Genomic DNA, 15,058 nt, shown 5'->3' on the forward strand with positions numbered 1-15,058 from the left:
AGCACACCATGAAACGCATTTGGCTGTTACCGGGGTTCACCACATTCTTGCTCGCCGCATCGCCGGCCTGGGCCGACGCCTATCTCGATCAGGCCACCGCCGCCGTCGCGAAGGCCACCGCCAGCGCCACCCAGTGGGACGGCCCCACCAGCGGCCCGCAGCTGCAGGCCAACAAGAAGATCATTTTTATCGCCTCCGACATGAAGAACGGCGGCGTGCAAGGGGTGCAACAGGGGTTGAGCGAAGCGGCGAAAGCCGCCGGCTGGAAGCTGGAAACGCTCGACGGCGGCGGCTCGGTGAAAGATCAGCTGGCATCGCTCAATCAGGCCATCGCCCAAAAGCCGGACGGCATCGTGATCGGCGGCTGGAACCCTAACGTCGCCAAGATCCCGCTGAAAAAGGCCGTGCAGCAGGGTATCGTGCTGACCGCCTGGCATGCGGTGCCGGAACCGGGCCCCATCGCCAAATATAACGTGTTCTATAACGTCACGTCGGACTCCAACGAAGTGGCGCGCATCGCCGCGCAATACGCGGTGGTGCAGTCCGGCGGCAAGGCGAGCGTGCTGATCTTCACCGACTCGCTGTACCAAATCGCGCTGGACAAGGCCAACGTCATGAAAGAAGAGATCGCCAAATGCAGCGGCTGCACGCTGCTGGAATTCATCGACACGCCGCTGGCCGATACCGCCAACCGCATGCCGGCGATGACCTTCAGCCTGCTGCAGAAATACGGCGACAAATTCCAATATGCGCTGGCGATCAACGATCTGTACTTCGACTTTATGGCGCCGGCGCTGAAGACCGCCGGCAAAGGTGGCAAGAACGCGCCTTACAACGTATCGGCCGGCGACGGTTCAATCTCCGCCTACCAGCGTATCCGCTCGGGCGATAGCCAGTCGGCGACGGTGCCGGAACCCTTGAAGCTGCACGGTTGGCAACTGCTGGACGAATTCAACCGCGCCTTCGCCAAGCAGCCGCCTTCCGGCTACGTCACCCCGGCGCATCTGGTCACCCGCGACAATATCGCCGCCGACGGCGGTGCCAATAACCTGTATGACCCGCAAAACGATTATCAGGGCCATTACAAAGCAATCTGGGGCGTGAAGTGAACGGCGATTCATTGCGCACGCACGCCCGGCTCGAGCGCCTGTGTTCGCCGGCGATTTGGGCCGAGGGGCCGGTGTGGCTGCCGCAGGAGGATGCGGTGGTGTTCAGCGACGTGAAAGGCAATCGCATGTTCCGCTGGTCGCGCCGGGGTGAGCTAAGCCTATACCGTTCGCCGTCGCACTACGCCAACGGCAATGCGCGCGACGGCGAGGGGCGCGTGATCAGCTGCGAACACGGGCGGCGCGGCATTAGCCGCACCGAAAGCGATGGCGAGGTACGTCTGTTGATCGACCGCGTCGACGGCAAGCGCTTTAATTCGCCGAACGACGTGGCGGTGCGCTCCGACGGCACCCTATGGTTCACCGATCCGCCCTACGGCATCATCGGCGACGAAGAGGGTTACAAATCGGAAAGCCAGGTGATCGGCTGTTATCTCTACAGCTTCGATCCGCGCGACGGTTCGCTGACCATCGCCGCCTGCGACCTGCAGCGCCCGAACGGCCTGGCGTTTTCACCGGATGAAAAATGGCTGTACGTTGCGGACATGTCGATCGTGGATTTTCCGACGCTGGGCCGCCGCGAGCTGCGCGTCTATGCGGTCAACGGCCGCGAGCTGGAAGCCGGCCGCCGTTTCGCGACGGTGGAGCCCGGTTTCCCGGACGGCTTCTGCGTCGATCGGGCCGGCAATCTGTTTTGCAGCTGCGCCGACGGCGTGCTGGTCTTTGATCCACAGGGGCGACAGATCGACAAAATCAGCGTGCCGGAACGCGTCTCCAATTGTACCTTCGGCGGCCCGAACGGCGATGAGCTCTATATCACCGCCACCACCTCGCTCTACCGCATGGTGCTGAACACCCGCGGTTAGCCGGGGCCTCGCAAGACGCAGGGTGGGTTTCGATCCGCCCTGCTTTGTCGCGTCTGAAGCACGTCATTCCCACCAAAACGTGGCGGCGATCACAAAACCACCACTCAATTTTAACGTCATGTTTTTCATGAATAATTTTACCCCCTCTTGCTTTGACTTCCCTGAACCGCCGGGATAGCATTTATTTGAAATGCAATTTCGTATATTGAAATTTAGCGAACCAAAAACAGACGATTCGCACAGGCGGAGAACCGGCATGAGAGTGAGTTACAGCGAGTTAAAACAGCAATTCAAACGCGTGCTGCTGGCGCGCGGCGTGGCGGAACACACCGCCGACGACTGCGCCGGCATGTTCGCCGACACCACCGCCAGCGGCGTTTACTCCCACGGCGTTAACCGCTTTCCGCGCTTTATTCAGCAGTTGGACGCCGGCGATATCGTGCCGGACGCCGAACCCAGCAAACTGTTGTCTCTGGGGGCGATCGAGCAATGGGATGCGCACCAGGGCATCGGCAACCTTACCGCCCGCCGCATGATGGATCGCGCCATGCAGTTAGCCGACGATCATGGCATCGGCCTGGTGGCGCTGCGCAACGCCAACCACTGGATGCGCGGCGGCGGTTACGGCTGGCAGGCGGCGGAGAAAGGCTATATCGGCATTTGCTGGACCAACTCGATCGCCGTGATGCCGCCGTGGGGCGCCAAAACGTGCCGTATCGGCACCAACCCGCTGATCGTCGCCGTGCCCGGCAACCCGATCACCATGGTGGATATGTCGATGTCGATGTTTTCCTACGGCGCGCTGGAGCTGAACCGGCTGGCGGGTAAAACCCTGCCGGTGGACGGCGGCTTCGACAACGACGGCCACCTGACCCGCGATCCGGCCATCATCGAAGAGAACCGGCGCATTTTGCCGATGGGGTATTGGAAAGGATCGGCGCTGTCGATCGTGCTGGACATGATCGCTACCCTGCTGTCCGGCGGCGCCTCGGTGGCGGAAGTGACGGAAGATCACCGCGACGAATACGGCGTCTCCCAGGTGTTCATCGCGATTGAGATAGACCGGTTGATCGACGGCGACAGCCGCGATCAAAAACTGCAGCGCATCATGGACTACGTCACCAGCGCCGAACGGGACAATCCCGACGTCGCCATTCGCCTGCCGGGCCACAAGTTCCCGCGCATTCTGGAAGAAAACCTGCGCGACGGCATTCCGATTGACGAACGAGTCTGGGCGCGCATTCAGGCGCTGTAACGGGAGGATCATCATGATATTCGGCCACATCGCCAACACCGCGCCCGAGCAGTATCCGAGGCCGGTCGCCAACGCCGTCGCCTATCTGCAACGCACCGATTTCAGCATCTTGCCCGCAGGGCGCTATGAAGATCCCGCCACCGGCTACGTGGTGCAAGTGCTGGATCTGCATACCCAACCACCGGATGCGCTGCGCCCGGAAGTGCATAGGCAAAACGTCGACGTGCAGTTTCTGGTCAGCGGCACCGAGCTTATCGGCGTAGCGGCGGACAGCGGCGACAACGTCGTTCATCAGGAGCTGCTGGCGCAGCGCGACATCCTGTTTTATCAGGACGTGGCCGATGAATCCTGGCTCACGATGCAACCCGGCAACTTCGCGGTATTTTTTCCGCAGGACGTGCATCGCCCGGCCTGCATTAACCAGCGCCCCAGCGCGATACGCAAGGTGGTGGTGAAGATACCGCTGGCGTCGTTTAGCGCCTGATCGGCCGCAACACCCGTAACGATAACAACACCGGTCCATGGGGCCTGTGCGGGCGCCCTTGCGCTCAAACCAAGCAAAACAATAACGCCCGACCCTACAAAAAAGCGAACATCGAAAGAGGTCCTTATGAATACAGCCTCCGTTTCCGTCAGCCAAAGCCAGGCGATACCCAAGCTCCGCTGGCTGAGGATCGTGCCGCCGATCCTCATCACCTGCATCATTTCTTACATGGACCGGGTCAATATCGCCTTCGCCATGCCCGGCGGCATGGATGACGAACTCGGCATCACCGCCTCGATGGCCGGGCTGGCCGGCGGCATTTTCTTCATCGGTTACCTGTTTCTGCAGGTGCCCGGCGGCAAGCTGGCGGTATACGGCAACGGCAAGAAATTCATCGGCTGGTCACTGTTGGCCTGGGCGGTGATCTCGGTGCTGACCGGCCTGGTCACCAACCAATACCAGCTGCTGTTCCTGCGCTTCGCCCTCGGCGTTTCCGAAGGCGGCATGCTGCCGGTGGTGCTGACCATGATCAGCAACTGGTTCCCGGATAAGGAGCGCGGCCGCGCCAACGCCATCGTCATCATGTTCGTACCGATCGCCGGCATCCTCACCGCCCCGCTGTCGGGTTGGATCATCACCGCCTGGGACTGGCGCATGCTGTTCCTGGTGGAGGGGGCTCTGTCGCTGGTGGTGATGGCGCTGTGGTACTTCACCATCAGCAACCGGCCGCAGGAAGCCAAATGGATCTCGCAGGCGGAAAAAGAGTATCTGGTGAAGACCCTGCACGACGAACAGCTGCTGATTAAAGGAAAAACGGTGCGCAACGCCTCGCTGCGCCGGGTGCTGGGCGACCGGATCATGTGGCAGTTGATCCTGGTGAATTTCTTCTACCAGACCGGTATCTACGGCTACACCCTGTGGCTGCCGACCATTTTGAAAGGGCTGACCCACGGCGATATGGAGCAAGTGGGCCTGCTCGCTATCCTGCCCTATATCGGCGCCATCTTCGGCATGCTGATCATCTCCACCCTCTCCGATCGCACCGGCAAGCGCAAAGTCTTCGTCGCCCTGCCGCTGGCCTGCTTTGCTGCCTGCATGGCGCTGTCGGTGCTGCTGAAGGATCACGTCTGGTGGTCTTACGCTGCGCTGGTCGGCTGCGGCGTGTTTATTCAGGCGGCAGCCGGGGTGTTCTGGACCATCCCGCCCAAATTGTTCAACGCCGAAGTGGCCGGCGGCGCGCGCGGCGTGATCAATGCGCTGGGCAACCTCGGCGGCTTTTGCGGCCCGTATATGGTCGGCGTCCTGATCAGCCTGTTCAGTAAGGATGTCGGCGTCTACAGCCTGGCGGCCTCGTTGGCGATCGCCTCCGTGCTGGCGTTGATGCTGCCCAATAAATGCGACCACGGCGCGAGGAACGAATGATGGAATATTGGCTGGGGCTCGACTGCGGCGGCACCTTCATCAAGGCGGGATTATACGACCGCCGGGGCCATGAACACGGCGTTGCGCGGCGCAATCTGGCGATCGTCGCGCCGCAGCCCGGCTGGGCCGAGCGCGATATGGCATCGCTGTGGCACACCGCCGCCGACGTGATCCGCGAAGTGCTGTCCGCCAGCGGCGTCGCCGCCGGCGCCATCCAGGCCATCGGCATCTCGGCGCAGGGCAAGGGCGCATTTCTGTTGGATAAGCAGGGGCAGCCGCTGGGCAACGCCATGCTCTCTTCCGATCAGCGCGCGCTGGCGCTGGTGCAGGAATGGCAACGGCAGGGCGTGCCGCAGGCGCTGTATCCGCAAACGCGCCAAACGCTGTGGACCGGGCACCCGGTCTCGCTGCTGCGCTGGCTGAAGCGGCATCAGCCGGAACGTTACGCCCGCATCGGCAGCGTGCTGATGGCGCACGACTACCTGCGCTATTGCCTGACCGGCGAGCTGGCCTGCGAAGAAACCAATATCTCCGAATCCAACCTGTATCAGATGCGCAGCGGACGCTATGACCCGGCGCTGGCGCAACTGCTGGGTATCGGCGACATCATGCCCGCCCTGCCGACGATTGTCGGTTCGGCCGATATCGCCGGGCGCGTCGCGGCAAACGCCGCGGCCATCACCGGCCTGCAAACCGGCACCCCGGTGGTCGGCGGGCTGTTCGACGTGGTGTCCACCGCGCTGTGCGCCGGCCTGCAGGACGAAACCCGGCTCAATGCGGTGATGGGAACCTGGTCAGTCACCAGCGGCATCACCGACGCCATCGTCGAGGGTTTCGATCATCCCTTTGTCTATGGCCGCCACGCCGAAAGCGGCCAATACATCGTGCATGAAGCCAGCCCCACGTCCGCCGCCAACCTGGAATGGTTCTGTCGCCAATGGGGGCTGCAGGACTACGGCCAGCTTAACCGCTGGGTCGCCGCCCTGCCGAAAGCCGCCGGCGATCTGCTGTTCGCCCCTTTCCTGTACGGATCCAACGCCGGCCTGGGGCTGAGCGCCAGCTTCTACGGCCTGCAGGCCTTCCACCAGCGCGAGCACCTGGTGCAGGCGATCTACGAGGGCGTGGTGTTCTGCCACATGACGCACCTTAACCGCATGCGCCGGCGTTTCCCTGAGGCGCAGGCGCTGCGCGTGACCGGCGGCCCTGCCAAATCCCTCCCCTGGATGCAAATGTTCGCCGACGTCAGCGGCCTGCCGGTGGAGCTGCCGCAGGTGGAAGAAACCGGCTGTCTGGGCGCGGCGATGGCGGCCATGGTCGGCAGCGGCGCCTTCAACGATTTCACCGCCGCCCAGCACCGGCTGGCGCCGCGTATCGAGCGGCTGCTGCCAGATGCGGCCGCCGCTGAAGCTTACGACAACAAACACCAACGTTATCAGGCACTGATTGCTGCATTGCAAAATCTGCAGCCCGCCAACAAGGAGGCTCCATGAGCACGAAACCGCGCCTGCAGTTGGCGCTCGATCAAACCCGTTTGGATACGGCGCTGCGCACCGCCGAGACCCTCAGCCCCCATGTGGACATCATCGAGGCCGGTACCATTTTGTGCATCAGCGCCGGCATTCAGGCGGTTAGCGCGCTGCGCGAACGCTGCCCGCAGCACACGCTGGTGGCCGATCTCAAGGTGGCCGACGCCGGCGCGACGCTGGCCGAGCAGGCTTTCGGCCAGGGCGCGGACTGGATGACGGTGATCTGCGCCGCGCCGTTGGCCACCATGGCCAGCGCGCGGGAGGTCGCCGAGCGTCACGGCGGTGAAATCCAGATAGAACTGTTCGGCCGCTGGACATTGGAGGATGCACGGCAATGGCGCGGCCTCGGCATTCGCCAGGCGATCTATCACCGCGGCCGCGACGCGCAGGCCAGCGGGCAAACCTGGGGCCGGCAGGATCTGGATCGGATGAAGGCGCTGTCCGATCTGGGCATCGAACTGTCGGTGACCGGCGGCATTACGCCCGCAGACCTGCCGCTGTTTAAAGAGATCGCCGTCACCGCCTTTATCGCCGGCCGCGCGCTGGCCGAAGCCGGGGATCCGCCGGCGGCCGCCAGGCAGTTCCGCACCGCCATCGATGACATCTGGAGATCATGATATGCGTCAGCACCCGTTGGGAATTTACGAGAAGGCGCTGCCGAAACACCTGAGCTGGCCCGAACGCCTGGCGCTGGCCAAGGCCTGCGGTTTCGACTTCGTCGAAATGTCAGTGGACGAAAGCGATGAACGCCTGGCGCGCCTGAGCTGGAGCAAAGCGCAGCGCCTGGCGCTGGTGGACGCCATGCTGGAAACCGGCATCCGCATCCCGTCGATGTGCCTCTCCGGCCACCGGCGCTTTCCGTTTGGCAGCCACGATCCGGCGCTGCGCCAGCGCGCCTTTGACGTGATGGAACAGGCCATTCAGTTGGCCCAAGACGTCGGTATCCGCACCATCCAGCTGGCCGGCTACGACGTGTATTACGAAGAGCAGGACGAGGGGACGCTGGCACGCTTTAGCGAAGGCATGCAGTGGGCGGTAGACCGTGCCGCCGCCGCCCAGGTGATGCTGGCGGTGGAAATTATGGATACCGCCTTTATGAACTCGATCGGTAAATGGAAAGCCTGGGACGCCCTGCTGGCCTCGCCGTGGTTCACGGTGTATCCGGACGTTGGCAACCTCAGCGCCTGGGGCAACGACGTGCCGCGCGAGCTGGAGCTGGGCATCGATCGCATCGCCGCCATTCACCTGAAAGACACCTACCCGGTCACCGCCGCTTCGCCGGGGCAATTCCGTGACGTGCCGTTTGGCGAAGGCTGCGTCGACTTCGTCGAGGTGTTTCGCACGCTGCAGCGCCTCAATTACCGCGGCGCATTCCTGATTGAGATGTGGACAGAAAAAGCCGAGGAGCCGGTGGCCGAGATCGTTCAGGCCCGCCGCTGGATCGAACAGAAAATGCAACAAGGGGGCATGACATGCTGACTCAGTTAAAACAACAGGTGCTGGAGGCCAATCTCGATCTGCCGCGCCATAAGCTGGTGACCTTTACCTGGGGCAACGTCAGCGCGGTGGATCGCGAACGCGGCCTGGTGGTGATCAAGCCTTCCGGCGTTGAATACGAGCATATGTCGGCGGAGGATATGGTGGTGGTCGATCTGGCCAGCGGCCGCACCGTCGAAGGGGCAAAGAAACCGTCCTCGGACACCGCCACCCATCTGGCGCTGTACCGCGAATTTGCCGATATCGGCGGCATCGTCCACACCCATTCCCGCCACGCCACCATCTGGGCGCAGGCCGGGCTGGACATCCCCGCCTGGGGAACCACCCACGCCGACTATTTTTATGGCGCTATCCCCTGCACGCGCCTGATGACCCAGGATGAAATTGAGCACGATTACGAACTGGAAACCGGCAAGGTGATTATCGAAACCTTCCGCCGGCGCGATATCAATCCCAACGCTATCCCAGCGGTACTGGTCAACGCCCACGGCCCCTTCGCCTGGGGCAAAGACGCCCACAATGCGGTGCATAATGCGGTGGTGCTGGAAGAAATTGCCTACATGGGCATTTTCTCACGCCAGCTGACGCCGGGCATCCACAGCATGCAGCGCGAACTGTTGGACAAACACTACCTGCGCAAACACGGCCAAAACGCCTACTACGGGCAGTAGCGCGCCAGGGCCATAATCGTTGCGCCCGATGCTTTGCCGCATCGGGTGCCAGCGGGCATGAGGCGCAGTGATAACGATAACCGCATTCGCCCATCGGCGAAAAATTCGCTATCATCCGCACCCACCCTCCAGCCGGCCGCCCGATGTCTACTGTCACCGATACCTTTATCGCCCCGCCATGCCATGACCAAATAGAGATCCTCTATCAGGACGATCATCTGGCGCTGATCAATAAGCCGGCCGGGCTGCTCAGCCTGTCGGGCAAGAATCCGCAGAATCTCGATTCGGTACACCATCGGCTGGTACACACCTTCCCCGGCTGCACCCTGGTGCACCGCCTGGATTTCGGCACGTCCGGCTTGATGGTGGTGGCCCGCAACAAGGCCGCCAACGCCGCGCTCTGCCGGCAGTTCAGCGAGCGCACCGTCGGCAAAGTGTACAGCGCGCTGCTGTGCGGCCATCTGGCGGATAACGAAGGGGTAATAGACGCGGCGATCGCCAAAGATCCGGCGCTGTTCCCGCTGATGTCGATTTGCGCCCTCCACGGCAAGCCCGCCCGCTCCCGCTATCGGGTCGTCGAGCGTTTTTATCGTGAAGCGGAGGACGGGATCTCGCTGCCGCTGACGCGGGTGCAGCTCATCCCGGAGACCGGGCGCACCCACCAGCTGCGTATTCACAGCCGGCAGTTGGGCCACCCTATTTTAGGCTGCGACCTGTATGGCGGGCGACTGCTGCCAGGTACCGAACAGACGCCGCGGCTGATGCTGCACGCCAGCGAGCTGGACTTTGTGCACCCCATTAGCGGGGAGCGGATCGCCGCTCGTCACGCCGCGCCGTTCTGAACGCGGCTTACCACATCAAATCGTCGGGCACTTTAAAGTCGGCGTACGGATCGTCTTCATCCTGTTCTTCCTGACTCAGCGCGCTGTGCAGCACAATGCTGGCCGCATCGCGCTGCGCGATTTTATCGGCGACGCTCGCGGGGATAATCGCGTATTCACACTCTTCCCGGTTCTCGACCACCAGGCGTGCAATGGCGAGGCGGCCATTGATCAGCTGGGTTTGCGTCGCCTTATCCACCAGGATTTTCTTGATCAGGTTACCGTCGGTGAAGTTGAAACCGATATCGCCTTTCGCCAGAACGATGCGGTTCATTTCGATCAGCTGTTTCACCTGCGCCTTGTATTCTTTGGACAGCGCGGCCTGCTTTTGCTGCTCGTTCAGCTGCTTATCGCGCTCAAGCTGCGCCTTTTTATTCTCTTCCACCGCCTCTCTGGCCTCGCGGGCCTGAACGCGTGATTTTTTAGCCGTTCTTTGGACTTTGGCCATTTTCTTGCTGGTTACCAAGCCCGCTTTGAGCATCTGCTCTTGTAAGGTGAGTTTTGTCATGTTCGTGTCTGAAGCCGTGGGATCATGGGGGGATTATACCCGTAATTTTTCAGGCTGCACCAGGTTGCCGGCCCGGTACGTTGGCGGTTTGCGCCGCAGGGCGACGGCGGCCAACCGGTCCGAACGCCAGATCATGAATAGCGCTCATGTGGTAATGAAATTAAGTCTCTTTCACTCCCACCGGGACTCTGGCAAAAATAGACCTCATTAACGACAGACAATATGAAATCGGCTGAATAAAAAAAGATAAAAACAACCCATTGAAAGAAATGGATAAATCCAGCCTTCATATCATATAACAGGATGCTATAAGACGATGAATAGAGACTTTGCCTTTACGATTAAGAGCAGTTCTTTCGATGAAGATTATAACCCTTCTGAAAGTACGCGTATCACCACCAACTTCGCCAATTTGGCCAGAGGGGAAAACCGCCGGGAGAACCTGCGCAACACGCTGGTGATGATTAACAATCGCTTCAATTCGTTGGCGCATTGGGATAACCCCAAGGCCGACCGCTATTCGGTTGAGCTTGACATCATTTCGGTGGAGATGCGCGTTGAAGATCAGGGCGCCAGCTTCCCGGTGATCGAAATCCTGAAAACCAACATCATCGATAAAAAAACGCAAAAGCGAATTGAGGGCATCGTCGGGAACAATTTCTCGTCTTACGTGCGCGATTATGACTTTAGCGTCTTGCTGCCGGCGCACAATAAAAACACGGCGGAATTCACTATCCCGAATGATTTCGGCGATTTGCACGGTAATATCTTTAAGCACTTCGTCAATTCAAACGAATACCATGAGAATTTCAGCAAACCGCCGGTGATCTGCCTCAGCGTGTCCAGCAAAGACACCTATCATCGGACGGGCAATCAACATCCGGTGTTGGGCGACGAGTATCGGCAAGACGGCGCTTCGCTGACCGACCGGTATTTTAAAAAAATGGGCCTGCAGGTGCGCTATTTCATGCCGAAAAATAGCGTCGCGCCCTTGGCGTTTTATTTCCCCGGGGATTTGCTGAGCGATTACACCGATCTGGAGCTGATCGGCACCATCAGCACGATGGAGACCTTCCAAAAAATCTATCGGCCTGAAATTTACAATGCCAACTCGGCGGCGGGGCAATGCTATCAGCCAAGCCTGAATAACCAGGACTATTCATTAACCAAGATTGTTTACGATCGCGAAGAGCGTAGCCAGTTAGCGATTGAGCAGGGGAAATTTACGGAAGAGCAATTTATCAAACCCTACAAGCCCATTCTTGAGCAATGGTCTGCTCACTACGCGCTTTGATTCACTTAAATACAGGTCATCTATTATGAAAATATTGCTCCCTACCTCGACCGCCGGCAGCTTGCCCAAACCTTCCTGGCTGGCCCAACCGGAAACCCTGTGGTCGCCCTGGAAATTGCAAAATGAAGAATTAATCGAAGGGAAACAGGATGCCCTGCGTTTGTCGCTGGCTGAACAACAACAGGCCGGCATCGATATCGTCAGCGATGGCGAGCAAACGCGCCAGCACTTCGTCACGACGTTTATCGAACACCTCAGCGGCGTCGATTTCGAGAAACGCGAAGTGGTTAAAATCCGCAATCGCTATGAGGCGAGCGTGCCGAGCGTCGTGGGTGCCGTGGCGCGCCAAAAGCCCGTTTTCGTTGAAGACGCCAAATTTTTACGCCAGCTGACCAAGCAGCCGATTAAATGGGCCCTGCCGGGGCCGATGACCATGATCGACACGCTTTATGACAACCACTATAAAAGCCGCGAGAAATTGGCCTGGGAGTTCGCCAAGATCCTCAATCAGGAAGCCAAAGAGCTCGAGGCCGCCGGCGTCGACATTATTCAGTTTGATGAGCCCGCATTTAACGTGTTCTTTGACGAGGTGAATGACTGGGGCATCGCCGCCCTGGAAAGGGCCGTTGAAGGGCTTAAGTGTGAAACGGCGGTGCATATCTGCTATGGATACGGCATTAAGGCCAATACCGACTGGAAAAAGACGCTGGGCTCAGAGTGGCGGCAATATGAAGAGGCGTTCCCCAAGCTGCAAACGTCTACCATCGATATTATCTCGCTGGAGTGCCATAACTCGCACGTCCCGATGGATCTGCTGGAACTGATTCGCGGTAAGAAAGTGATGGTCGGTGCCATTGATGTAGCGAATCATACCGTTGAGACGCCGGAAGAAGTGGCCGCTACGCTGCGCAAAGCGCTGCAGTTTGTCGATGCCGACAAGCTCTATCCGTCGACCAACTGCGGCATGGCTCCCCTGCCTCGTCAGGTCGCCAGCGGCAAGCTGAATGCCTTGAGTGCCGGCGCCGAGATCGTGCGCCGAGAATTGCTGGCCAAATAATCGCGCCATCGCCCGCCGCAGTAGCCTCCTGCGGCGGGCGATGATCATCGACTCCCCCTCCCCGCAACGCCCCCGCTCTGGTGTATACTCGGATTTCTACGCGATGCCAGCCACAGCGGCCTGAACGGCCCCTCAGCCAGCCCACACCAGCTTAATAACAGTGGAACCCTCATGAGCCCAGATACCGCTCGCATCAGCGAAATTATCGATCGCGCCAGGATCTCGCCTTATCAAATCCTCATCCTCACCCTGTGTTTCCTGATCGCCCTGCTGGACGGGTTCGATACCGCCATCATCGGCTATATCGCCCCGGCGCTGCGCGAAGAGTGGGGCCTGCAGCCCTCGCAGCTCTCCCCCGCCTTCGGCGCGGGGTTGTTCGGCCTGCTGATCGGCAGCCTGCTGTTCGGGCCGATCGCCGACGCCATCGGCCGCAAACGCGTGCTGCTCGTCGCGGTGCTGGTATTTGGCGGCTGCACCCTGGCTTCGGCCTATACGCATTCGATCGAATCCCTGACCCTGTTGCGCTTCATCACCGGCATTGGCCTCGGAGGCGCGATACCGACCTGCATCACCCTCAGCTCGGAGTACTCACCGGCGCGCCGCCGCATGCTGATGGTCACCCTGAGCTGGAGCGGCTTTACCGCCGGCTTGGCCCTGGGCGGCCTGCTGGCCGGGCAGATCATTCCTGCATTTGGCTGGCGCGGCGTGCTGCTGGTCGGCGGCATCGCGCCATTGGCGCTGCTGCCGCTGCTGGCCTGGCAGATGCCCGAATCGGTGCGCTTTATGGCCGCCAGCGCCAGGCATGCCGATCGGCTGCGCCGGGTGGTCGAGCGTATCACCGGCCAACGTTGGACGGGGATAACCATTGTCGATGACGAGCGCCCGGCACAGGCCAAGTCGCCGATCTCGCACCTGTTTATCGAAGGACGCGCCGTGCGCACCCTGCTGCTGTGGGCGGCGTTCTTCTGCTCGCTGTTTGTGTTCTACCTGCTTACCAGTTGGCTGCCGACGATACTTAAAGACGCCGGTTACGATATCGCCCACGCCTCGCGCATCGGGGCGATGGTGCCGCTCGGTGGCACCCTGGGCGCCATCCTGATGGCGCTGCTGATGGACCGGATCGGGCCCTACCGCGTGCTGGCCGTCTCCTACCTGGGGGCCGCGCTGGTGATCGGCGCGACCGGGTATCTGATGGGCGACGTCTACACGCTGGCCGCCGTCGTGTTCCTGATAGGCTTCGGCGTGGCCGGCGCGCAGAACGGCCTGAATCTGGTTTCCGCCACCCTTTATCCGACCGCGGCCCGCGTCACCGGCGTCAGCTGGGCCATGGCCAATGGCCGCTTCGGCTCGATCGTCGGCTCGATGCTCGGCGCCTGGATGATGACCGCCGCCGGCTCGGCGGAAGTGTTCTTCCTCTGGCTGGCGCTGCCGGCGCTGCTGGGCGCGGGCGCCATCTTCCTGCTCTATCGCCTCAGCCTGAGCCGCCGCGCGCCGCTCGCCAAGCCGGTCGCCGGCGCCTGAACTCGCGGAAAAGAAAAGGCCGAGACGCCCTTGGAGATGTCTCGGCCTGTAATCAAAAAAGGGGGCCAAGGCCCCCTTCTCTGTTATTCCGCCTTGGCGGAAGCGTCTTCGGTGCGATACAGGTGCACGTCCATCTGCGGGAACGGAATGCCGATGTTGTGGGCATCCAGCGAGCGCTTGAAGTTTTCCATCAGATCGAAGTACACGTTCCAGTATTCCGCGTTGGTGGTCCAGGAACGGGTGACGAAGTTCAGGGAAGACGGCGCCATCTCGTTCAGACGCACGGTCACGCCTTTGGCGTGCATGATGCGCTTGTCGGCGGCGATCACATCGCCCAGCACCTTCTTCACCACGTCGATATCGGCGTTGTAGGCCACGCCTACCACGATATCCACGCGGCGGTTCGGCTCGCGGGAGTAGTTGATGATGTTGCCGGCGATGATTTTACCGTTCGGCACCACGATGGTTTTGTTGTCTGCGGTACGCAGGGTGGTGGAAAAAATCTGCACCTGATCGACGGTACCGGCCACGCCGCCCAGATCGACATATTCCCCCACGCGCAGCGGACGGAAGATCACCAGCAGCACGCCGGCGGCGAAGTTGGACAGCGAGCCTTGCAGCGCCAGGCCGACGGCCAAACCGGCGGCGCCCAGCACGGCGATCACCGAGGTGGTCTGCACGCCGACACGCCCCAGCACGGCGATGAAGGTGAACGCCAGCACGCCGTAGCGCACGATCGCCGCCAGGAAGTCTGCCACCGTGGCGTCGATGCCGCGCAGCTTCATCACGCGGTTCAGCGCATTGCCGACCACGCGAGCCACGATCGAACCGATGATCAGGATAACGATGGCGGCGACGATATTCACCGCGTACTGGATCAACAGATCCTGGTTCTTCACCAACCAGTTGCCGGCACCGTTGATGCCGTCTACTACATTCAAATCTTTCATTCGTGTCGTCCTAACTCAGT

15 protein-coding genes are annotated in these 15,058 nt (G+C 60.9%); 13 read left to right on the top strand and 2 right to left on the bottom strand.

Features of this window, described 5'->3' with window-relative positions; translation table 11 throughout:
• Positions 1-8 precede the first annotated feature (8 nt).
• The 10 genes from ACF8MC_RS13650 (at position 9) to ACF8MC_RS13695 (ending at position 9,669) form a co-directional block, all read left to right on the top strand.
• Positions 9-1,109 (top strand): substrate-binding domain-containing protein, encoded by a 1,101-nt coding sequence (locus ACF8MC_RS13650; RefSeq protein ID WP_025304163.1) that lies wholly within the window; start codon positions 9-11, stop codon positions 1,107-1,109.
• On the top strand, positions 1,106-1,972 hold the full coding sequence (locus ACF8MC_RS13655) for an SMP-30/gluconolactonase/LRE family protein (RefSeq protein WP_049212572.1): 867 nt from the start codon (positions 1,106-1,108) through the stop codon (positions 1,970-1,972). Before ACF8MC_RS13650 ends, ACF8MC_RS13655 begins: the two co-directional genes overlap by 4 nt.
• Before the next feature lie 256 nt (positions 1,973-2,228).
• Entirely contained in the window at positions 2,229-3,227 is a 999-nt protein-coding gene (yiaK, locus tag ACF8MC_RS13660) for a 3-dehydro-L-gulonate 2-dehydrogenase (protein WP_089187465.1), read from the top strand.
• 13 nt (positions 3,228-3,240) lie between these two features.
• On the top strand, positions 3,241-3,711 hold the full coding sequence (locus ACF8MC_RS13665) for a YhcH/YjgK/YiaL family protein (protein ID WP_033654043.1): 471 nt from the start codon (positions 3,241-3,243) through the stop codon (positions 3,709-3,711).
• A gap of 126 nt (positions 3,712-3,837) precedes the next feature.
• On the top strand, positions 3,838-5,133 hold the full coding sequence (locus tag ACF8MC_RS13670; protein WP_033654042.1) for an MFS transporter: 1,296 nt from the start codon (positions 3,838-3,840) through the stop codon (positions 5,131-5,133).
• Positions 5,133-6,623: an FGGY-family carbohydrate kinase gene (locus tag ACF8MC_RS13675; protein WP_049212566.1), complete on the top strand. Its 1,491-nt coding sequence runs from the start codon at positions 5,133-5,135 to the stop codon at positions 6,621-6,623. Before ACF8MC_RS13670 ends, ACF8MC_RS13675 begins: the two co-directional genes overlap by 1 nt.
• Positions 6,620-7,276: a 3-keto-L-gulonate-6-phosphate decarboxylase UlaD gene (gene ulaD, locus ACF8MC_RS13680; RefSeq protein ID WP_033649415.1), complete on the top strand. Its 657-nt coding sequence runs from the start codon at positions 6,620-6,622 to the stop codon at positions 7,274-7,276. The genes ACF8MC_RS13675 and ulaD overlap by 4 nt, the downstream gene beginning before the upstream one ends.
• 1 nt (position 7,277) lies before the next feature.
• Complete coding sequence (locus ACF8MC_RS13685) at positions 7,278-8,138, top strand: L-ribulose-5-phosphate 3-epimerase (protein WP_164064131.1); 861 nt, start codon at positions 7,278-7,280, stop codon at positions 8,136-8,138.
• Complete coding sequence (gene araD / locus ACF8MC_RS13690) at positions 8,132-8,827, top strand: L-ribulose-5-phosphate 4-epimerase (protein ID WP_103773075.1); 696 nt, start codon at positions 8,132-8,134, stop codon at positions 8,825-8,827. Before ACF8MC_RS13685 ends, araD begins: the two co-directional genes overlap by 7 nt.
• 143 nt (positions 8,828-8,970) lie before the next feature.
• The gene (locus ACF8MC_RS13695; RefSeq protein ID WP_164105260.1) at positions 8,971-9,669 is read left to right on the top strand and encodes an RluA family pseudouridine synthase; all 699 of its coding nucleotides are present in this window, start codon (positions 8,971-8,973) and stop codon (positions 9,667-9,669) included.
• A 7-nt stretch (positions 9,670-9,676) separates the two neighbouring features.
• Here ACF8MC_RS13695 and ACF8MC_RS13700 read toward each other — a convergent pair whose 3' ends face one another.
• The gene (locus tag ACF8MC_RS13700; protein WP_033635867.1) at positions 9,677-10,216 is read right to left on the bottom strand and encodes a DUF2058 domain-containing protein; all 540 of its coding nucleotides are present in this window, start codon (positions 10,214-10,216) and stop codon (positions 9,677-9,679) included.
• 316 nt (positions 10,217-10,532) lie between these two features.
• On the opposite strand from ACF8MC_RS13700, the gene ACF8MC_RS13705 reads away from it, so the two are divergent.
• The 3 genes from ACF8MC_RS13705 (at position 10,533) to ACF8MC_RS13715 (ending at position 14,088) form a co-directional block, all read left to right on the top strand.
• Positions 10,533-11,510 carry a DUF1852 domain-containing protein gene (locus ACF8MC_RS13705; protein ID WP_033635868.1) on the top strand — a complete coding sequence of 326 codons (978 nt, stop codon included), beginning with the start codon at positions 10,533-10,535 and terminating at the stop codon, positions 11,508-11,510.
• A 25-nt stretch (positions 11,511-11,535) separates the two neighbouring features.
• On the top strand, positions 11,536-12,567 hold the full coding sequence (locus tag ACF8MC_RS13710; protein WP_033649411.1) for a methionine synthase: 1,032 nt from the start codon (positions 11,536-11,538) through the stop codon (positions 12,565-12,567).
• Positions 12,568-12,738: 171 nt separating this feature from the next.
• On the top strand, positions 12,739-14,088 hold the full coding sequence (locus ACF8MC_RS13715) for an aromatic acid/H+ symport family MFS transporter (protein ID WP_164105259.1): 1,350 nt from the start codon (positions 12,739-12,741) through the stop codon (positions 14,086-14,088).
• A gap of 83 nt (positions 14,089-14,171) precedes the next feature.
• Here ACF8MC_RS13715 and mscS read toward each other — a convergent pair whose 3' ends face one another.
• Entirely contained in the window at positions 14,172-15,038 is an 867-nt protein-coding gene (gene mscS, locus ACF8MC_RS13720) for a small-conductance mechanosensitive channel MscS (RefSeq protein WP_060431101.1), read from the bottom strand.
• Positions 15,039-15,058: the final 20 nt, after the last annotated feature.

This window comes from Serratia sp. LACPHL-BACT-2024-00286, from assembly GCF_043109535.1.
Lineage (GTDB): Bacteria > Pseudomonadota > Gammaproteobacteria > Enterobacterales > Enterobacteriaceae > Serratia > Serratia sarumanii.